The following is a 16368-nucleotide window of genomic DNA, read 5'->3' on the forward strand; positions in this document are numbered from 1 at the left end:
GATTGTTTCTCGCATCGAGCCGGCGAAAACCGGTCACGCGCAATCTGTGCCGAAAGACGCGGGCTTGGCAAACGGCTTCTCAACTGTCGAACCGCGCGGGACGAAACGGCTCAAGCAACGGACTGGGCTCGCCGCTGACGATCTCGCCCGCCAGCAACTCGCCCGCGACGAGACCGAGCGTGGCACCGCTGTGGCTGAAGACGACGTTGTAGCCTGGAATGCCGGCCAGCTGGCCGATCACCGGTTCGCCATCGGCCGGTATCGGCTTCGGTCCCATGTGATGGCTTTCCAGCGCCAATTTCGGATTGCCTTCCAGCACCTTGGAGGCCTCCTCGAGCAGACCCCGGATCGTCGATGGCTTGGCCTCGTAGCTACCGTCGTCGCGCACGATGACTTCTTCCTCGGACCAGGCCGAGTCGAGCGCGAAACCGCCGTTGGGGGTCGGCCGAATGGCGACACGCGGCGTGTTGAGCACGGCGCGCAGCGGATGGTGGACTGGCTTGCTGAAGAGGAGCAGCGCGCGCGTCGTGCCGTCACCAACGCGCCGGCCTGCTTTTGCCGCCATGGCCGGCACCGCCGGGCCGGTCGCGACCACGACGGCGTCGGCATCGATAGCCAGGCCGGAGGAGGTCCTCACGCCGGTCGCCCGGCCATTGGCGAGAACAACATCGGCAGCGCCGGCATCGGTGATAATCCGGCCGCCGCGTTCACCGAAATCCCGCAGCAGCAGGCCGATAAGCGAAGGCAGATCGACCCAGCCTTCGCCGGCATTGAAGATGGCGCCTTGGCGAGAAACAGCCTTTGCGTCGACGCCTGGCGTGACGGCGGCGATCTCGGCGGGCGCGAGCAGCCGCGTCTCGTAACCGATCGCCTGTTCGTGGCGGAAGATTTCCTCGATCTGGTTGGCGGCGTTGTCGGCGTCCCAGGTGAGCCCGCCGTCAAGCCGCAGCCAGGCGCGGCAATCCTGCCCGGCTGCGAACTTCCGGTAGCGGTCGAGGCCCGCGATGCGCAGCGCATGGTAGGCGGCCGAGCGCTTGCGCGCCGAGTTGAGCCAGGCGAGTGAGCGCGACGACGCGCCGTTGGCGACCGGCCCGTCGCTGACGATCGTCACTTGCGCGCCGAGCCGGGCGAGATGAACGGCGGTTGAGACGCCGAAAACGCCAGCGCCGATGACGGCGACCTTGAGGGCAGATTTTTCAGTCATTAATGCAGCTTTCGATGATCGGGCTTTGGCTTGGGAGAGGGCGCGGCGGCATCGCTCACAGCACCTCGGCGAGAAATTGCCGGAGTCTTGGGCTTTTCGGCCGGTCGAATATCTCCGCCGGCGGGCCGACCTCGACGATGCGGCCCTCGTCCATGAAGGCGACCTGGTCGGCCACCTTGCGCGCGAACCCCATCTCATGGGTGACGACGATCATCGTCATGCCGCGCCGGCCGAGATCGGCCATCAGGTTGAGCACGCCCTTGACCAGCTCCGGGTCAAGGGCGCTGGTCACCTCGTCGAAGAGGATGACCTCGGGGTCCATGGCCAGCGCGCGGGCGATCGCCACGCGCTGCTGCTGGCCGCCGGAGAGGCGGCTCGGCCGGTAGTCCGCGCGGGCGGCAAGGCCCACTTCGGCTAGGCGCGCCTCGGCTGTGCGATGTGCCTGGCTTCCCGCCATGCCCTTGATCCTGGTCAGCGCCAGCATGACGTTCTCGATCGCCGTGTGGTTCGGAAACAGGTTGAAATGCTGGAACACCATACCGACGCGGCGGCGAAGCTGCTCCGGTTGCATCGCCAGAATGCTCTCGCCGTCGAGCAGGACGTCACCGGCCTTGGGCTCGACCAGCCGGTTGAGGCACCGCAGCAGTGTCGATTTCCCTGACCCCGATGGACCGATCACGCAGGTGACCGTCCCTGGCTCGACCTTGAGCCTTATCTCTTTCAGCACCTGCAGTTCGCCATAGGCCATGTCGAGGTCGCGCACCTCGAGGCTGCCGGCCTTGATGGCCGGCCGTGCCGTTGCCGGGGTCCTGCCCGTCATGTCCTTCAACTCGCCGACCTCGACCAGGCCGCTGACGGCGGCGCCCGGTTTCTGCCTGCCGAGCCGCAGACGGTTGTCGATGTGGTTGACCACATGGGTCAGCGGCACCGTGATGATCAGATAGAACATGCCGGCCAGAAGCAGCGGCGACAGATTGCCGGTGACCACTGCCTGGTCCTGGCCGATGCGGAAAATCTCACGCTCGGAGGCAAGCAGGCCGAGGAAATAGACAAGGCTGGAATCCTTGACGTTGCCGATGAACTGATTGACCAAAGCGGGCAGCACGCGGCGTATGCCCTGCGGAATGACGATCAGCCGCATGCCCTGGCCATAGCTCATGGAGAGCGCGCGGCACGCCTCCATCTGACCGCTCTCGACGCTCTGGATCCCTGAGCGGAAAATCTCACCGATATAGGCGCCGGCAATCAGGCTCAGCGCCAGGATGCCGAGCGGGTAAGGCGAGGGGCCGAATAGCTCGCGGCCGATGCGGGCAAAACCCTGGCCGATCAAAAGAATGGTGAGGATCGCCGGCAGCCCGCGAAAGATGTCGGTATAGACGCGCGCCGGAATCCGCAGCCAGCCAGAGCGCGAGATGCCCATGACCGCAAGCATCATGCCTATGACGATGCCGAGCACCGTCGAAGCCGCGGCCAGGATCAGCGTGTTCTTCAAGCCGACCATGAGCAACGACGGCAGCACCGATGCCATCGCGTCCCAATCGAAGAAGCTGCGCTGAAGGTTTTCTAACCAATTCATTCGCCAACCTGCCTTGCTCGGCGACGGAATTGCCCGTCGCGCGATCGCTTATGGCCTGCCTGAAAGGCCGTCGGCATTCGCGCCGGCGGCAGTTTGCAGGTCAGTTCTTCTTGGGGAGATATTGCTCCGGCATCGGCGATCCAGGGAACCATTTCTGGTAGAGGTCGCGCCAGGTGCCGTCCTGCATGGCTTCGTGGATGCCCTTGTTCAGCGCCTCGCGAAAAGCGTCGTTGCCCTTGCGGATAACGAAGCCAGCTGGCGCGTCGAAAGACGGGACGTTGATGGCGATCTTAAGCGCCGCATAGCGCTCGCCATATTGTTTGGCCGCCTCATAGTCGAGGAAGTGTCCGTCGATCGTGCCATTGTTGAGCGCGGCGATAGCCGAGTTGTTGTCCGGGAATTTTACCAGGTCGGTATTGGCAAAATTCTTGGTAGCGTAGATTTCCTGCAGCGTGCCCTGGACGACGCCGAGGCGCTTGCCGGCAAGGCCTTCGGCGCTGGTGATCTTGGGGTTTGACGTCAGCACGGACAGGTATCCGGCAAGATAGCCGTCGGAAAAGTCGACCGTTTGCTTGCGTTTCTCCGTCGTTCCGATGGCCGCGACGGCCACATCGAAGCGCTGGTTGGCGACGGACGGCATCAGCGCCGAGAACTCCTGCCCAGTGAAGGTCACCTGGTCCGGCTTGAAGCCCATCCGGCCGACCACGTTGAGGAAGAATTCGAGATCGAACCCAGTGAACTTGCCGTCGGCGGTGGTGAAGGCATAGGGCTTGGCGTCGCCCATCGTGCCGACGCTGATCGTCTTTGGATCGATGAGATTGTAGGGATTGTCCGCCGCCCAGGCCTTGGGGAGCCAAAGCGCCGCCAGCGCGATGGCGAGGAAGACCGGGCCGATGCGCTGCCGCCGGCTCACTGTGAAAAGACCTCTTATGCTCATTGGTTGTTCTCCACTCTGAAGATCGGTTCAAGCCGGGCTTTCGAGACAGCCCGGCGGCCAATTCGACACGGTTTCCGATGCGGCGCCTCTCGGCGCTCTTTTCTTGTGAGACCGGTCTCAATTGTGAATGAGACCGGTCTCTTGACATTTGTAGGCACAGCGACGACCATCCGTCAACGAATTTGAAAGCGACTGCCCAAGAAATGAATCGCCCATCCAAGGCTCCCTCCGTCACCGTCAGCGACGTCGCCCGCGAAGCCAAGGTTTCGAAGGCGACGGCGGCGCGCGTACTGGGCGGCTACGGCACGGTGAGCGAGACAGTTCGCGCGGCCGTGCTGGAAGCAGCCAGGGCGCTCGACTACCGGCCGAACGAGCTCGCGCGCAGCATGACAACCGGGCGCTCCGGCAGCATCGGCGTAGTCGTCGGCGATATCGAGAACCCGTTCTTCTCGCTTGCCGTGCGCGGCATCAGCGACGTGGCGCGCTTGTCGGGCATCAACGTCATCCTCGCGAATTCGGGCGAGGACGTCGAAGCGGAGAAGAACGCGATCCGCGTCCTCCTGGCCAAGCAGGTCGATGGCTTGATCGTGACGCCGGCCCAATCCGGGGAGATCGCGCATCTAAAGGAGATCGCCTGCCCGCTGGCGCTGCTCGACCGCGCCCTGCCGGAGCTTGCCGTCGACACCGTCACCGTCGACGACCGCAACGCCGCGCTGCGGGCCACTCGCATTCTGACCAGGGCAGGCCATCGACGGATCGCTTATGTCACTGCGGCGATGTTGTCGGGGGACTTTCGCGGCGCTGCGTCCAGGATTAACACCTCGACGGTGCGCGAGCGCATCCTCGGCTTTATCGAGGCTTGTCGCGAGGCGGACATCGAAGGGGCGGAGCGCAATATCCATTTCGGCAGCGGGCGATCGGAAAGCGCGCACGCCTTGATGCAGCGCCTGCTCAAAAGCGCAGAGCGGCCGACGGCGATCCTCGCCTCCGACAGCGTCGTGGCGCTGGAGTTGTTCAAGGCAATCCGCGAATGCGGCCTCAGCATCCCTCAAGACATATCGCTGATCACCTTCCACGATGCCGACTGGACAAGCGTGACCACGCCGCCGATCACCGTCATCGACCAGCCGGTCTATGCGCTCGGTAAATCGGTGGCGGAACTGTTGATACGCCGCCTGAAAGGTGACGACCGTCCGCCCGAAAGGATCGTGCTGCCCACGACGATCATCGAACGGATGTCGGTCGGCCCGTCAGAAGCTTGAGCGCTGAAAAGCGGCGGCCGGCGCGGCTCGGAACACCGCGCCGGCCTCGTGCCGTCCCGGGAGGATCAGCTCTCCAGCCACACCTTTTCGAAATGCTGCTCGAGTGCCTGGTGCTGTTCGCAGCCCTGCACGCCCTTGCGATAGGTGCGGTAGACCGAGCGCCAGTAGGGCTGGATGATGATGCCCGAGTCGCGCAAATTGGTCTCGATCTTGGCCATGATCTCCTTGCGTTGCTCGGCGTCCGGCGTCGCAAGCGCCTTGTCGAGAAGCTCGTCGAACTCCTTGTTCGCATAGGCGCTTTCGTTCCAGGCCGCGCCCGATTTATAGGCCAAAGCCAGCACTTGGACGCCGAGCGGGCGGCCGAGCCACTCAGTGCAGGAATAGGGGAACTTGCTCCAGTCGTTCCAGAAGGTCGCGGCCGGCAGCACGGTGCGCTTGATCTTGAGGCCCGCCTCGCGGATCTGTGCTGCGATCGCGTCGGCGGTGCTCTTCTGCCATTCGATGTCGACGGAGATCAGCTCATATTCATGGTCGGCTTTGCCGGCTTCCGCGATCAGCTTCTTGGCCTGGTCGACATCGCGCCTCGCAGGGCCGATATCGGCGAATTCCGGATGCATCGGGCCGACATGGTGGTTGTCGGCGGGTTTTCCGCGGCCGTCGAGGCCGAGCTTCAGCACGGCCGCATTGTCGACGGCAAGCTGGGCGGCGCGGCGCACCTTGACGTCGTCATAGGGCGCGTTGGAGACATTGAAGCGCGCCACGATGGTCGAGCCGGTGGCGATCTCGGAATTCTGCAAGCCCATTTTGTCGGTCTGCGAGACGGCGTCCGATGCGGTCTCATGGTCAGTGTCGATCTCGCCGGATTCGAAGGCCGACAGCATGGCGTTGGGATCGGAACCGTAATCGACCCATTTGATGCCGTCGAGATAGAACTCGCCCTTCCACCAGGGCTTGTCCTTGCGCTTCACCTCCGCGCCCGTCTCGGCGTCCCAGCTCACCAGCTCGCAAGGGCCGGTGGTGATGGCCAAAGCCTTCTTCGGGTCGGCGTCGCCCTCATAGGAGCGGTGCATGATCAGCGCCGGATAGTCCGCCATGCCGGCGATCAGCGAGATGTCGGGCTTGGGCAGGTTGAGCTTGACGGTGTAGTCGTCGACCTTCTGGATGCCGCCGTCGACCGGCTTCTTGGTGTCGGCATTGACCAGCGCGCCCATGCGCGCGGCGACCGAATTGCCGGCCACCGAGGCATCGCACCAGCGGTTGAGGTTGTGGATCACGTCGTCGGCGTTGAATGTGTCGCCGTTCGACCAGGTGATGCCCTTGCGCACGTGAAGCGTGATCGTCTTGGCGTCGTCGCTGGTTTCCCAGCTTTCCAGCAGCCAGGGCTCGAAGGAGAAGTCGGTGTTCCAGCGCACCAGATATTCGTTGCACTGGCGCGCGACATTCGACATTTCGACGCCGTCAAAGGTGCGTGGATCCTTGAAGCCTTTGACGTTCATGGCGACGCGCAGCACGCCGCCCTTTTTCGGTTCGGCGGCGCGGGCAGGCGAGGGGACAATCCCGCCCAGCGCCATCGCGCCGGCGGCGCTGACGCCAAAGCCGGCCATCAGCGCCAGATATTCGCGCCGGCTGATCGCGCTCTTCTTGAAGTCGTCGGCGATCGGCCTGGCACGCGGGTGCAGTTTCCTGTCGGTCAGCATGAATTTCATCGTCGTTCCCTCTGTTGTTGGCGCACGTTGCCCGCGCGGCGGTCTGTTGGGGGCAACGACTTGCACGAGCCAACGGTCGCCCCGGGATCGCCAGGCGCGGGGGCGGATGCGACCGCCAGGGCGCCGTTGCCTGCAAGGGAATGATAGGTCCGCTTTCCGCGGTGAAATGTTTGGTTTTCCGCAGTTCTTGTGCGCTGTTCCGCAGGCTAAAGTTGACTCAGACGCCGTCGCCCCCTCATCCGGCCGCTTCGCGGCCACCTTCTCCCCGAGGGGAGAAGAGGTTCGCGCCGGCGCTGACAGGCTCCTCTCCCCTTGGGGAGAGGTCAGCCGAGCGAAGCGGAGGCTGGGTGAGGGGGAGCGCCCTTCAATACGGCCACTCGCCCCGCCCAAGCGCGCCGATATCCGCAACAATCCTTGCAAACGCCTCCGCTGCCCTTGGCACCGTGGAACGCGCTCGTAGGAAACTGTGTACCAGCCGGGGCTCCTCGCGCCATGTCGCCCACCCACCGACGGCCAGGATGCGGTCGCGGTAGGTCTTGCCATCTGAGGAAAGCGGATCGCATTCGGCGGTGACGATGATGGTCGGCGGCAGGCCTGAGAAATCGTGGTCTTGAAGCGGCGAGAACGTCGGGTCGTCCAAAGCCTGACCGGGTGTCGACCGGACCCGTCGATAGAACTCGATATTGGCGAGCGTCAGCAGCGGCGCTTCGGCATGCTCAACATAAGAGCGCCCGCTCTCGTCGCCGCCCAGGCCGGGATAGATTAACATCTGCCCGATCGCGTGCCGGGGATGGCGGCGGGTCGCCTGCGCCACCGCCGCGGCCAGGTTGCCGCCGGCGCTCTCGCCGCAAAGCACGATCGGCAGCGTGCTGGTCGCCGCGACCCATTCGAACACGGCCAGCGCATCGTTGAAGGAGGCCGGGTGCAGATGCTCCGGCGCCAACCGGTAGTCGGCCGAGATTACTTCGAAACCGGTGCCGGCGCAGATCTCGGCGCAGATGTCGTCGTGACTGTCGAGATCGCCGAGCACGAAGCCGCCGCCATGATAGTAGAGGACGATCGCCGCCGCCTTGCCCGCCATGCGATAGCGGCGGACCGGGATCGGATGCGAGCCCGTCGCTACGAGGCCGTCGCTGGCCATGACGCCCTCCGGACGACCCTGGTGAAACGCCACGCACATCCGATCATAGACGGCGCGCTGCTCGGGTATGGATGCGGCAACGATCTCCGGCGGGTACCAGCTGTTGACCCGGTCGATATAGTCCCAGAGCTCCCGGTCGAGCCGGTCGGCATATTTGCCGCGGCTCGCCGCCGGATCGGCTGGGGCGCTGGTCATCGCCGTCAGAGCTCGGCGTAGAGCCGCGCCGCGTTCTCGAAGGTGAAGCGCAACGGCACCGAACCCTCTACCTGCCACACATTCACCGTGTCGCCGGCCATCAGCCGGCAGGCGTCGAGCGTGTTGGTGACGGCGCCGCCATAGAGTCGGTTGGCGAGGTTGAGGATGCCGGTCTGGTGCATGGCGACAGTTGCGCTGCCGCAGGCATCCTTGACCAGCAGAACCCGAAAGCCGCGCGCTACCGCGTCCTTCACCGTGGCGTCGATGCAGGCCTCGGTCCAGACGCCGGCAATCACCAGCCATTCGATGCCGGCTGCCTTGAGCTTTTGGGCGAAATCGTTCTTGCCGAAGGCGCTGGCCTCCTGCTTGACCAGCATGGCTTCGCCGTTCTGCGGCGCCACTTCGTGGCAGATCGCGGTCAGCGGATCGTCCTTGTCGGAAAAGGCCGACTTGCCTGTGTCATCGACCGGATGGAACGGCCGCGCCTCGGCGAGGTTGACGATATAGGCCCAGTGATAGAGCGGTACGAAATTGCGCCGCGCCGCCTCCTGCAGGCGCTGTACGTTGGCGAGGATGTCGGCAAATCCCTCGACCAGATAGCGCTTGTCCTTGCGATGCTCCTCCTGGAGATCGATGAACACCGCGGCCACCGTGCCGCGCCGGATGGAAATGGGCGTTTTCATGTGGAGTGTGCTGTCGGTACGTGGGCGCTACTTGTCAAGAAATTCGTCTTCATAAGGAAACCGCGAGAGCAGTTCGGTGCCGGTCTCGGTGATCAGAATCTCGTCCTCCAGCTTGACGCCCTCGCGGCCGCCTTTCTCGCCGATATAACTCTCCACACTCACCACCATGCCGGGCACGATGATGCCGTCGCGGCCATAGGTCTCGTAGTCCATCGCATGCGCGATGAAGGGCGTCTCGCCATGCATGCCCACGCCGTGCATGACCGACGTGTAGCGCTGGTCGACGAAGCGGTCGGGAATCTTCCAGGCTTTCTCGGCGATCTCGCGAAAAGCCATGCCGGGCTTTACGATGCCGATATTGTGCTGCACCTGGTCGTGCGCCATGCGGTAGAGCGACTTCTGGTAAGGCGTCGGCTTGCCCGGCCCGCAGCGGAAGGTGCGCGAGAAGTCCGAATAATAGCCGTAGCAGCCGATCGTGTCGGTATCGAGCGCCAGCAATTCGCCCGGACGGATCTTGCGCCCGCTTGCTTCGTTGAACCACGGATTGGTGCGCTGTCCCGACGTCAGCAGGCGCGTCTCGATGAACTCGCCGCCCTGGCGGATGACCTCGCCATACATGATGGCGAACAGCTCGTTCTCGGAAACGCCGGGCTTGATTGCCTCCCGCACCGCAGCCACCGCGGCCTCGGCGCCGGCCATGGAGGCCATCAGGCATTTCACCTCCTCCGGTGTCTTTACCGCGCGCACGGCCAAAATCTCGCCCTGGCAATCCTTCACCTCGCAGCCACGCTTTTCCAGGGCCAGCGCCTGCAGGTGGCTGCAGCGGTCGAGCCCGAGCTTCATCGAGCCGCCGCCATGCTTTTTCAGGAGCTCGGTGATCTCGTCGGCGAACGGTCCGGCGGTCTCGTCGTCGCGGCCGGAGACCGATGACCAGACCAGCTTCGACGGCCGCGCCTCGTCGATCGTGTCGAGCACCATCGAGACATGGTAGCTCTGCGGATATTCGAAGAGCACGATCGGCCCTTCGGTGGGGATAAAGAAATAGCGGGTCGAGTTGCGCAGGAAATACCCGAACATGTTGCGAGAGCCGGTGGCGTAGCGCTGGTTGTAAGGGTCAAACAGCACGACGCCGCCATAGCCCGCCTCGCGCATCCAGGAGCGCAGCTTGGTAAGGCGCCCCTTACGCAGGGCATCCGCATCGATGAAGGACGGCTCGGTGTCGGACAGCCACATGCCGCCGGCAGGATCGGCTGCCGCCGGATGGCGCATGCGGTCCTTGAAGTCTACATCCTCGGTGCTGTCCGGGTCGAATACGACGATGCTCATGGGAGGTCTCCTGATGGGGAGACCATAGCGGGGTAGGATGCAGATCTTGTGCGACATTCCGCGATTGTTGTGCCGGATGCCGCACGGCGAATGAGCAGCCGCGGCAACGCGCGGTAATCAATGCCTTCGCATCGCCTTCGGCGCGTGCCCATGCTCCTCGCGAAAGGCCCTCGCAAAACTCGACATCGAGGCAAAGCCGCAGGCCAGCGCGACATCGCGCACCATCAGCGTCGAATGCGCCAGGAGGTCGGCGGCGCGCTTGAGCCTGAGCCGCCGGTAATAGCCGTTGGGCGAGATATCCAGCACGGCGCGGAAATTGCGCTCCAGCTTGTCGGGTGACACTCCAAGCCGTCCCGCAAGCTCGGCCATCCCAAGCCGCTCTTCGACCGCGTCCTCCATGATGGCGATGGCCGAAAGGACCAGCTCGTTCTGGACGCCGGTGCGCAGCCTGAGCGGCATCAGCTTGCGGTCGACGCTGGAGCGCAACGGCGAGTGCACGAACCATTCCGCGACGCCCGCCGCGATCTCGGCGCCATAGTCGCGCGTGATGATCTCCAGCATCATGTCGAGGCTGCCAACGCCGCCGGCCGAAGTGAAGCGCTTGCGGTCGATGACGAAGAGATCGCGCCGCAGCTCGATATCCGGAAAAGCCTCGGTGAAGGCGGCTTGGCTGGTCCAATGCAAGGTGCAGGCATGCCCGTCGAGCAAGCCCGCGCGGGCGAGGAAGAACGAGGCGTCCGCCACCGCGCCGATATGCGCGCCGCCGCGCAGGCTTTTGCGTATCCAGGTCATCGCCGCGTCGGCCACGACATGATCGGCATCCCCACCGGAGCACACCACGATGCGGTCGACCTTCGGTGCGTCCGCCGCGGAAAAGCCGGGCTGGATGACGACGCCGTTCGAAGCTTCGACCGTGCCGGGATCGGCGCCGACGATCACCCAGCGGTAGCAATCGCGCTTCGCAAGGATGTTGACGGCGCGCAAGGGTTCGATGACGGAGGAAAACGCCATCATCGGAAAGCCCGGAAAGACCAGCACGGCGAAGGTGAGGGGTGCTTCGCCTCCCTCCGGCTGGGCGCGGTCGCGTTTTCGGCTGGCTGGGGCGGCACTCACGATTGTGTATTTCCCGGGCGCTGCATTGGTGGCAGAGAGAAGAAAACTCTAGCGGGCGCGTCAGCGCCCTTGCAACGGAGAGGCGACACTATGTTTTCGGCAACCGCCATCGACACGAGCAACAAGCCCGCCTTCTACAAGGAGTTGGCAACGCAACTGAAAGCGCTGCTGGAAGGCGAGGGCGATTCCGTCGCCAATGCCGCCAACACGGCGGCATTGATCTACCAGATGGTGCCCGACCTCAACTGGGCGGGTTTCTATTTCCTCGCCTCCGAGGACGAGCTGGTGCTCGGCCCCTTCCAGGGCAAGCCGGCCTGCGTGCGCATTGCCGTCGGCAAGGGCGTCTGCGGCAAGGCCATCGAGCTCGACATGTCGATGCTGGTCAAGGACGTCAACGAATTTCCCGGCCACATCGCCTGCGATGCCGATTCGCGCTCGGAGCTGGTGGTGCTGTTGCGTGATGCCGAAGGCGCGTTCGGCGTGCTCGACCTCGACAGCCCGCTGCCTGGCCGCTTCGACAAGGAGGACCAGGCCGGCATCGAGAAGCTCGCCGCAATCTATGTCGCGGCGTGCGAGTTCGAGGATGGCGACGGGGACTGAGAGGTGAGGCTGGTCTCGGCCTGCCTTACGCGAACTTCACCAGTATCAGGCTGAAGCAGCCGATGAAGATGAAGGCCGAGAAGGCCAGCAGCAGCGGCCGCAGGCCGCGCGAGCGAATCTGAGAAATATCGTCCTGAAGCCCCAGGGCGGCGAGTCCCATGGTCAGCATGATCTGCGCGGCCAAGGCGATCGCCGAATGGATCTGCGCCGGGACCGCGACCAGGCTGTTCAGCGCCACGACGGCCACAAAGGCCGCAACGAACCAGGGCATCGGTGGCTTGGCGCCGGAAGCATCGGCGCTGCCGCGGCGCGCCATCAGGCCGAGCGCGATCACCATCGGCGCCAGCATGGCGACGCGGGTCAGCTTGGCGACCGTGGCGGTCTCGCCGGAGAGCGCGCCGTTCTGGAAGCCGGCGCCGATCACCTGCGCCACCTCGTGGATCGAGGCGCCCGCCCACAGGCCGAAAGCATGCTGGTCGAGCCCAAACGCGGGTGCCAGCAGCGGGAAGCCGAGCATGGCAATGGTGCCGAACAGCGTGATCGCGGCGACGGCATAGGTGACGTCCTCGTCGCGCGCGTCGGTGACGATGTTGGTGGCGACGATCGCCGAGGCGCCGCAGATCGAGGTGCCGGCGGCAATGAGTTGTGAGAGCTTGGCGTCGACGCCGATCAGCCGGCCGAGCGTGACGGTGAAGAGGAAGGTGGCGCCGAGCGTAGCCGCGACGATGCAGACCCCGCCAAGGCCGATGCCCGCCACCTGGCCGAGCGTGAGCTGGAAGCCGAGCAGCACGATGGCGAAGCGCAGCAGGCGTTTTTGCGCGAAGGCGATGCCGGGCTTGGCATGGCCCGGCATGCCGAGCACGTTGGAATAGATCATGCCGGCGACGACGGCGAGGATCATCGGGCTGAACAGGCCGGAGAAGCCGCGCGCCGAGTAGGCGACGCTGGTGATCATCGCCACCAGGACTAATCCCGGCACAATGCCGGCCGGGATCGCGGTCACGGCAGGGCGCTTGCGCTCGGCAGCGGCCGAGTTCAGCTGACTTGGAAGATCGTTCGCGGTGACAGGCAGGAAAGACAATCGAATTCTCCATGCGCACTCGCCGCCGGAATGCCATTCCAGAACCGATCTTTCCAGCGAATTATTCGAGTTATAACGATCGGGTTTTACGAACGATTGGCGTTGTGCCGACGCGTTGACCTGTCAATGCATTGGCCCAATGACCGACACCGGCCGAGGCTTGACGCTTGTCGGTTCCTCCTCCAGCTTGCCGCGATGTCCAACCCCGCGCCTGCCAATGCCAAGCGACGCCGCCTTCGCCGAGTGCGAAGCGGCAGGCCGATTGCTCGACGATAAAGCCCGATACGAAAGATCCGGTTCGTCGTTTCCTGCCCCGCCCGCGACTTCAGCCGGCGGGGTTTTTCATATCTGGAGCCTTGCAATGACCATCGATTCTTCCGTCCGGTTTCGGCCGGCCGAGGCGGCGGATGCCGCCGCCATCCGCGACATCGTGCGCGCCGCCTATGCCAAATGGGTGCCGGTTATCGGCCGCGAGCCGCTGCCGATGCGCGCTGACTACAACAAGGCTGTCGCCGAGCATCCATTCGACCTCGCCATCTCGCAAGATCGCATTATCGGCATGCTCGAGACTATACTGGCCGATGACCATCTCTGGATCGAGAATGTCTGCGTGGCGCCGGAGGCGCAGGGCAAAGGGATCGGCCGGCTGTTGCTAGAGCGGGCTGAGGGCAAGGCACGCGAGGCCGGGCGTCAAGAGCTTCGCCTGCTGACCAACGGTGCGTTTGAGGCGAATGTGTCGCTTTACAAGAAGCAGGGCTACACAATCGACCGGGAAGAACCATTCATGAATGGCACGACCGTTTATATGAGCAAGAGGATCGCCGAATGACCGCCAATCGGAGCGCGACAACAACTCCCCGGATCAGGCTGAAGCAGCTGCACGGCTTATACGCGATCGCGCGGCTGGAAGCCGGACATGGCATTCCCGACTGGGCGGACGGGCCGGGTTTCGTCAGCATCACCAGAACCGAGGATGAGCTTTCCATCACCTGCCTGCAGGAGCGAGTACCGGCTGCCGTCAGGCAGGATCGCGACTGGGTCGCCTTCAAATTCGAAGGGCCCTTTGCCTTCGGCGAAACCGGCATCGTGCTGTCTGTCATTCGGCCGCTGTCGGAGAACGGCCTGGGCATCTTCGTGGTGTCCACCTTCGATGGCGACCACCTGCTGGTGAAGGCTGCCGATCGGGCTACGGCGGCGCGGCTGCTGGGTGACGCTGGACATACGCTGCTGTAGTCCGACCCGGTCGGCTTCAGCCGATAGTCAGGCTCGACGGATGGCTGGCTCAATCGCCCGCGCTTGCGTATGACAGAGCGCTTGCGGCATCGTTATCTCTGGCGGTATACGACGGCCCAATCCACTGCAATCGAGCACCCGCGGCTGGCCGAGGAGGAAAATCATGTCCCACAATCTGCAGTTCTATATCGACGGCGCCTGGGTCGATCCGGTCGTGCCGAACACGCTCGACGTCATCGATCCCTCGAACGAAGACGTCTTCGCCCAGATTTCGCTGGGCTCCAAGGCCGATGTCGACAAGGCAGTGGCCGCCGCCAAGCACGCTTTCGCCACTTTCGGCTTCACCTCGGTCGAGGAACGGCTCGATATCCTCAACCGCGTCATCGAAACCTACAAGAAGCGCAGCAAGGACCTGGCGCTCGCCGTCTCGCGCGAGATGGGCGCGCCGCGCCAGATGGCGCTGGACAGCCAGGTCGGCGTCGGGCTGGCGCATCTGGAGAAGATGGCGGAGGTGCTGAAGACCTTCCAGTTCCGCCACGTCAAGGGATCGTCGCTGATCGTGAAAGAGCCGATCGGGGTCGTCGGCCTGATCACGCCTTGGAACTGGCCGCTCAACCAGATCACCTGCAAGGTCGGCCCGGCGCTTGCCGCCGGCTGCACCATGGTGCTGAAGCCGTCGGAGATCGCGCCGCTCGACGCCATCATCTTCGCCGAGATCATCGACGAGGCCGGCGTGCCGAAGGGCGTCTTCAACCTCGTCAACGGTGACGGCCCGGGCGTCGGCCAGGCGCTGGCCAGCCATCCCGATGTCGACATGATGTCGTTTACGGGGTCGACTCGCGCCGGCATCCTGGTCGCCAAGGCGGCGGCCGACACGGTCAAGCGTGTGCATCAGGAACTGGGCGGCAAGTCCGCCAACATCCTGTTCCCCGATGTCGATCTGGAGCGGGCCGTCACCAAGGGCGTCGCCGGCTGCTTCTCCAACAGCGGCCAGTCCTGCAACGCCCCGACCCGCATGTTCGTGCCGCGCGACCGGCATGACGAGGCCGCCGGCTATGCGAAGAAGGCGGCGGAGAAATTCACCGTCGGCCCGGCCGACGCGCCCGCCTCCAAGCTCGGCCCGGTGGTGAGCCAGATCCAGTTCGACAAGATTCAAGACCTGATCCAGAGCGGCATCGACGAAGGCGCCACGCTGGTCGCCGGCGGCCCCGGCCGCCCGGCCGAGCTCAACCGCGGCTACTACGTGCGCCCGACCGTCTTCGCCAATGTCACGCATGACATGCGCATCGCCAAGGAAGAGATTTTCGGACCGGTGCTGTCGATTATGCCCTATGATACGGTCGAGCAGGCGGTCGAGCAGGCCAACGACACGGTCTTCGGCCTTGCCTCCTACATCCAGGCCAAGGACATCGAGAAGGCGCGCCAGGTTGCCGCGCGCATGCGCTCCGGCAATGTCTACATCAATTATCCGACCTGGGACGCGGGCCTGCCCTTCGGCGGCTACAAGCAGTCCGGCAACGGCCGCGAATATGCCGAATACGGCCTGGAGGATTTCCTCGAGATCAAGGGCATCGCGGGATATGAGGCTGCGGAGTAGGGGCTCGCGGGTCCGCAGCCAGAAAACGAGGACTCAGAAGCACCTCGGATAGGGGCGCGGTCGCGGCCGCGCCTACAAGCATCGGATAATGGCAACTACCGCTTTGCGAGCTGCGGGCAAGTCGCGCAACAAGACCACATCAAGGATTTTCAGCGCCTATCGCGATTGCAGCAGTCCGATAGCAGAGACAAAGGCCGCAGGCAGCACTTCGCGAATCCGTTCGCCGCGATCCATCCTTACGATGCGCGACGCCGTTGGGGCGTTCCTCGGAAATATTGCCGTGCTCTGTCCGGTTAATCCGGCGCCATCTGGCAATCCGGGCCAACCCACTTGCCGCTCGAAACATCCAGCTCGGCATCCATGTTGGAGGCGCTGCACACCGGATAGCGATCGTCTCCGCGCCGGGCCATGCTGAGGTCCCGATACTGACGAACAAGCGTATCGTGATCGGGCGGCCGTTGGTCTTGCTGCCGCAGCGCAAGCTTCATCATGCAATTGGCGAAAGCATCCGTACCCTCTTTAAAGCCAAAATCGGCGCACTGCGCCTTGTTTTGCGCGGTTTGATTTTGGCCCGCGTTGCCGCTGTCTGTCGTGCAGCCCACCAAAGCGCCGACCAGCACTAAAATCAAACGGTTGAGATAAGGTAGGGCGGTCGCCTGTGTCGCGCCTCTCTACTGGCCGTTTCCGTTGATTTCCAACTGCTACAACAGACGA

Annotated in this window: 15 protein-coding genes; 5 read left to right on the forward strand and 10 right to left on the reverse strand. The window is 64.2% G+C overall.

What is annotated here, in order from left to right:
* Positions 1–79: 79 nt before the first annotated feature.
* The 3 genes from CK230_RS16765 to CK230_RS16775 form a co-directional block, all read right to left on the reverse strand.
* Entirely contained in the window at positions 80–1204 is a 1125-nt protein-coding gene (locus CK230_RS16765) for an FAD-binding oxidoreductase (protein ID WP_095818252.1), read from the reverse strand.
* A 55-nt stretch (positions 1205–1259) separates the two neighbouring features.
* Entirely contained in the window at positions 1260–2780 is a 1521-nt protein-coding gene (locus tag CK230_RS34015) for an amino acid ABC transporter permease/ATP-binding protein (protein ID WP_095818253.1), read from the reverse strand.
* A 100-nt stretch (positions 2781–2880) separates the two neighbouring features.
* Positions 2881–3717 (reverse strand): ABC transporter substrate-binding protein, encoded by an 837-nt coding sequence (locus CK230_RS16775; protein ID WP_095818254.1) that lies wholly within the window; start codon positions 3715–3717, stop codon positions 2881–2883.
* Between the two features lie 203 nt (positions 3718–3920).
* Here CK230_RS16775 and CK230_RS16780 point away from each other — a divergent pair, with 203 nt between their 5' ends.
* Positions 3921–4979 (forward strand): LacI family DNA-binding transcriptional regulator, encoded by a 1059-nt coding sequence (locus tag CK230_RS16780; RefSeq protein ID WP_095818255.1) that lies wholly within the window; start codon positions 3921–3923, stop codon positions 4977–4979.
* A 65-nt stretch (positions 4980–5044) separates the two neighbouring features.
* Here the strand turns inward: CK230_RS16780 and CK230_RS16785 are convergent, their stop codons facing one another.
* The 5 genes from CK230_RS16785 to CK230_RS16805 form a co-directional block, all read right to left on the reverse strand.
* On the reverse strand, positions 5045–6685 hold the full coding sequence (locus CK230_RS16785; RefSeq protein WP_095818256.1) for an ABC transporter substrate-binding protein: 1641 nt from the start codon (positions 6683–6685) through the stop codon (positions 5045–5047).
* A 364-nt stretch (positions 6686–7049) separates the two neighbouring features.
* Positions 7050–8021 carry an alpha/beta hydrolase gene (locus CK230_RS16790; RefSeq protein ID WP_095818257.1) on the reverse strand — a complete coding sequence of 324 codons (972 nt, stop codon included), beginning with the start codon at positions 8019–8021 and terminating at the stop codon, positions 7050–7052.
* A 5-nt stretch (positions 8022–8026) separates the two neighbouring features.
* Positions 8027–8704: an isochorismatase family protein gene (locus tag CK230_RS16795; RefSeq protein ID WP_095818258.1), complete on the reverse strand. Its 678-nt coding sequence runs from the start codon at positions 8702–8704 to the stop codon at positions 8027–8029.
* Positions 8705–8731: 27 nt separating this feature from the next.
* A complete protein-coding gene (locus CK230_RS16800; protein WP_095818259.1) occupies positions 8732–10030 on the reverse strand; it encodes a Xaa-Pro peptidase family protein in 1299 nt (432 codons plus the stop codon).
* 117 nt (positions 10031–10147) lie between these two features.
* Positions 10148–11044 (reverse strand): GlxA family transcriptional regulator, encoded by an 897-nt coding sequence (locus CK230_RS16805; RefSeq protein ID WP_245429967.1) that lies wholly within the window; start codon positions 11042–11044, stop codon positions 10148–10150.
* 189 nt (positions 11045–11233) lie between these two features.
* Between CK230_RS16805 and CK230_RS16810 the strand changes: the two genes are divergently transcribed.
* Positions 11234–11743, forward strand: a complete 510-nt coding sequence (locus CK230_RS16810) for a GAF domain-containing protein (protein WP_095818261.1) — start codon at positions 11234–11236, stop codon at positions 11741–11743.
* A 25-nt stretch (positions 11744–11768) separates the two neighbouring features.
* Here CK230_RS16810 and CK230_RS16815 read toward each other — a convergent pair whose 3' ends face one another.
* Positions 11769–12737 (reverse strand): YeiH family protein, encoded by a 969-nt coding sequence (locus tag CK230_RS16815; RefSeq protein WP_095818462.1) that lies wholly within the window; start codon positions 12735–12737, stop codon positions 11769–11771.
* Positions 12738–13041: 304 nt separating this feature from the next.
* Between CK230_RS16815 and CK230_RS16820 the strand changes: the two genes are divergently transcribed.
* From CK230_RS16820 to CK230_RS16830, 3 genes are all read left to right on the forward strand, one after another.
* Entirely contained in the window at positions 13042–13653 is a 612-nt protein-coding gene (locus tag CK230_RS16820) for a GNAT family N-acetyltransferase (protein WP_245429953.1), read from the forward strand.
* Positions 13650–14057, forward strand: coding sequence for an ACT domain-containing protein (locus CK230_RS16825; RefSeq protein WP_095818263.1), 408 nt, complete (start codon positions 13650–13652; stop codon positions 14055–14057). The genes CK230_RS16820 and CK230_RS16825 overlap by 4 nt, the downstream gene beginning before the upstream one ends.
* 163 nt (positions 14058–14220) lie before the next feature.
* Complete coding sequence (locus CK230_RS16830) at positions 14221–15654, forward strand: aldehyde dehydrogenase family protein (RefSeq protein WP_095818264.1); 1434 nt, start codon at positions 14221–14223, stop codon at positions 15652–15654.
* 293 nt (positions 15655–15947) lie between these two features.
* Here CK230_RS16830 and CK230_RS16835 read toward each other — a convergent pair whose 3' ends face one another.
* The gene (locus CK230_RS16835) at positions 15948–16274 is read right to left on the reverse strand and encodes a hypothetical protein (RefSeq protein WP_095818265.1); all 327 of its coding nucleotides are present in this window, start codon (positions 16272–16274) and stop codon (positions 15948–15950) included.
* Positions 16275–16368 lie beyond the last annotated feature (94 nt).

It is taken from the genome of Mesorhizobium sp. WSM3859 (genome assembly GCF_002295065.1).
GTDB lineage: Bacteria > Pseudomonadota > Alphaproteobacteria > Rhizobiales > Rhizobiaceae > Mesorhizobium.

Excerpts from the sequence above, each read along its gene's own strand:
- CK230_RS16765 (WP_095818252.1), bottom strand. The coding sequence starts at position 1,204 with ATGACTGAAAAATCTGCCCTCAAGGTCGCCGTCATCGGCGCTGGCGTT.
- CK230_RS34015 (WP_095818253.1), bottom strand. The coding sequence starts at position 2,780 with ATGAATTGGTTAGAAAACCTTCAGCGCAGCTTCTTCGATTGGGACGCG.
- CK230_RS16775 (WP_095818254.1), bottom strand. The coding sequence starts at position 3,717 with ATGAGCATAAGAGGTCTTTTCACAGTGAGCCGGCGGCAGCGCATCGGC.
- CK230_RS16780 (WP_095818255.1), top strand. The coding sequence starts at position 3,921 with ATGAATCGCCCATCCAAGGCTCCCTCCGTCACCGTCAGCGACGTCGCC.
- CK230_RS16785 (WP_095818256.1), bottom strand. The coding sequence starts at position 6,685 with ATGAAATTCATGCTGACCGACAGGAAACTGCACCCGCGTGCCAGGCCG.
- CK230_RS16790 (WP_095818257.1), bottom strand. The coding sequence starts at position 8,021 with ATGACCAGCGCCCCAGCCGATCCGGCGGCGAGCCGCGGCAAATATGCC.
- CK230_RS16795 (WP_095818258.1), bottom strand. The coding sequence starts at position 8,704 with ATGAAAACGCCCATTTCCATCCGGCGCGGCACGGTGGCCGCGGTGTTC.
- CK230_RS16800 (WP_095818259.1), bottom strand. The coding sequence starts at position 10,030 with ATGAGCATCGTCGTATTCGACCCGGACAGCACCGAGGATGTAGACTTC.
- CK230_RS16805 (WP_245429967.1), bottom strand. The coding sequence starts at position 11,044 with ATGATGGCGTTTTCCTCCGTCATCGAACCCTTGCGCGCCGTCAACATC.
- CK230_RS16810 (WP_095818261.1), top strand. The coding sequence starts at position 11,234 with ATGTTTTCGGCAACCGCCATCGACACGAGCAACAAGCCCGCCTTCTAC.
- CK230_RS16820 (WP_245429953.1), top strand. The coding sequence starts at position 13,042 with ATGCCAAGCGACGCCGCCTTCGCCGAGTGCGAAGCGGCAGGCCGATTG.
- CK230_RS16825 (WP_095818263.1), top strand. The coding sequence starts at position 13,650 with ATGACCGCCAATCGGAGCGCGACAACAACTCCCCGGATCAGGCTGAAG.
- CK230_RS16830 (WP_095818264.1), top strand. The coding sequence starts at position 14,221 with ATGTCCCACAATCTGCAGTTCTATATCGACGGCGCCTGGGTCGATCCG.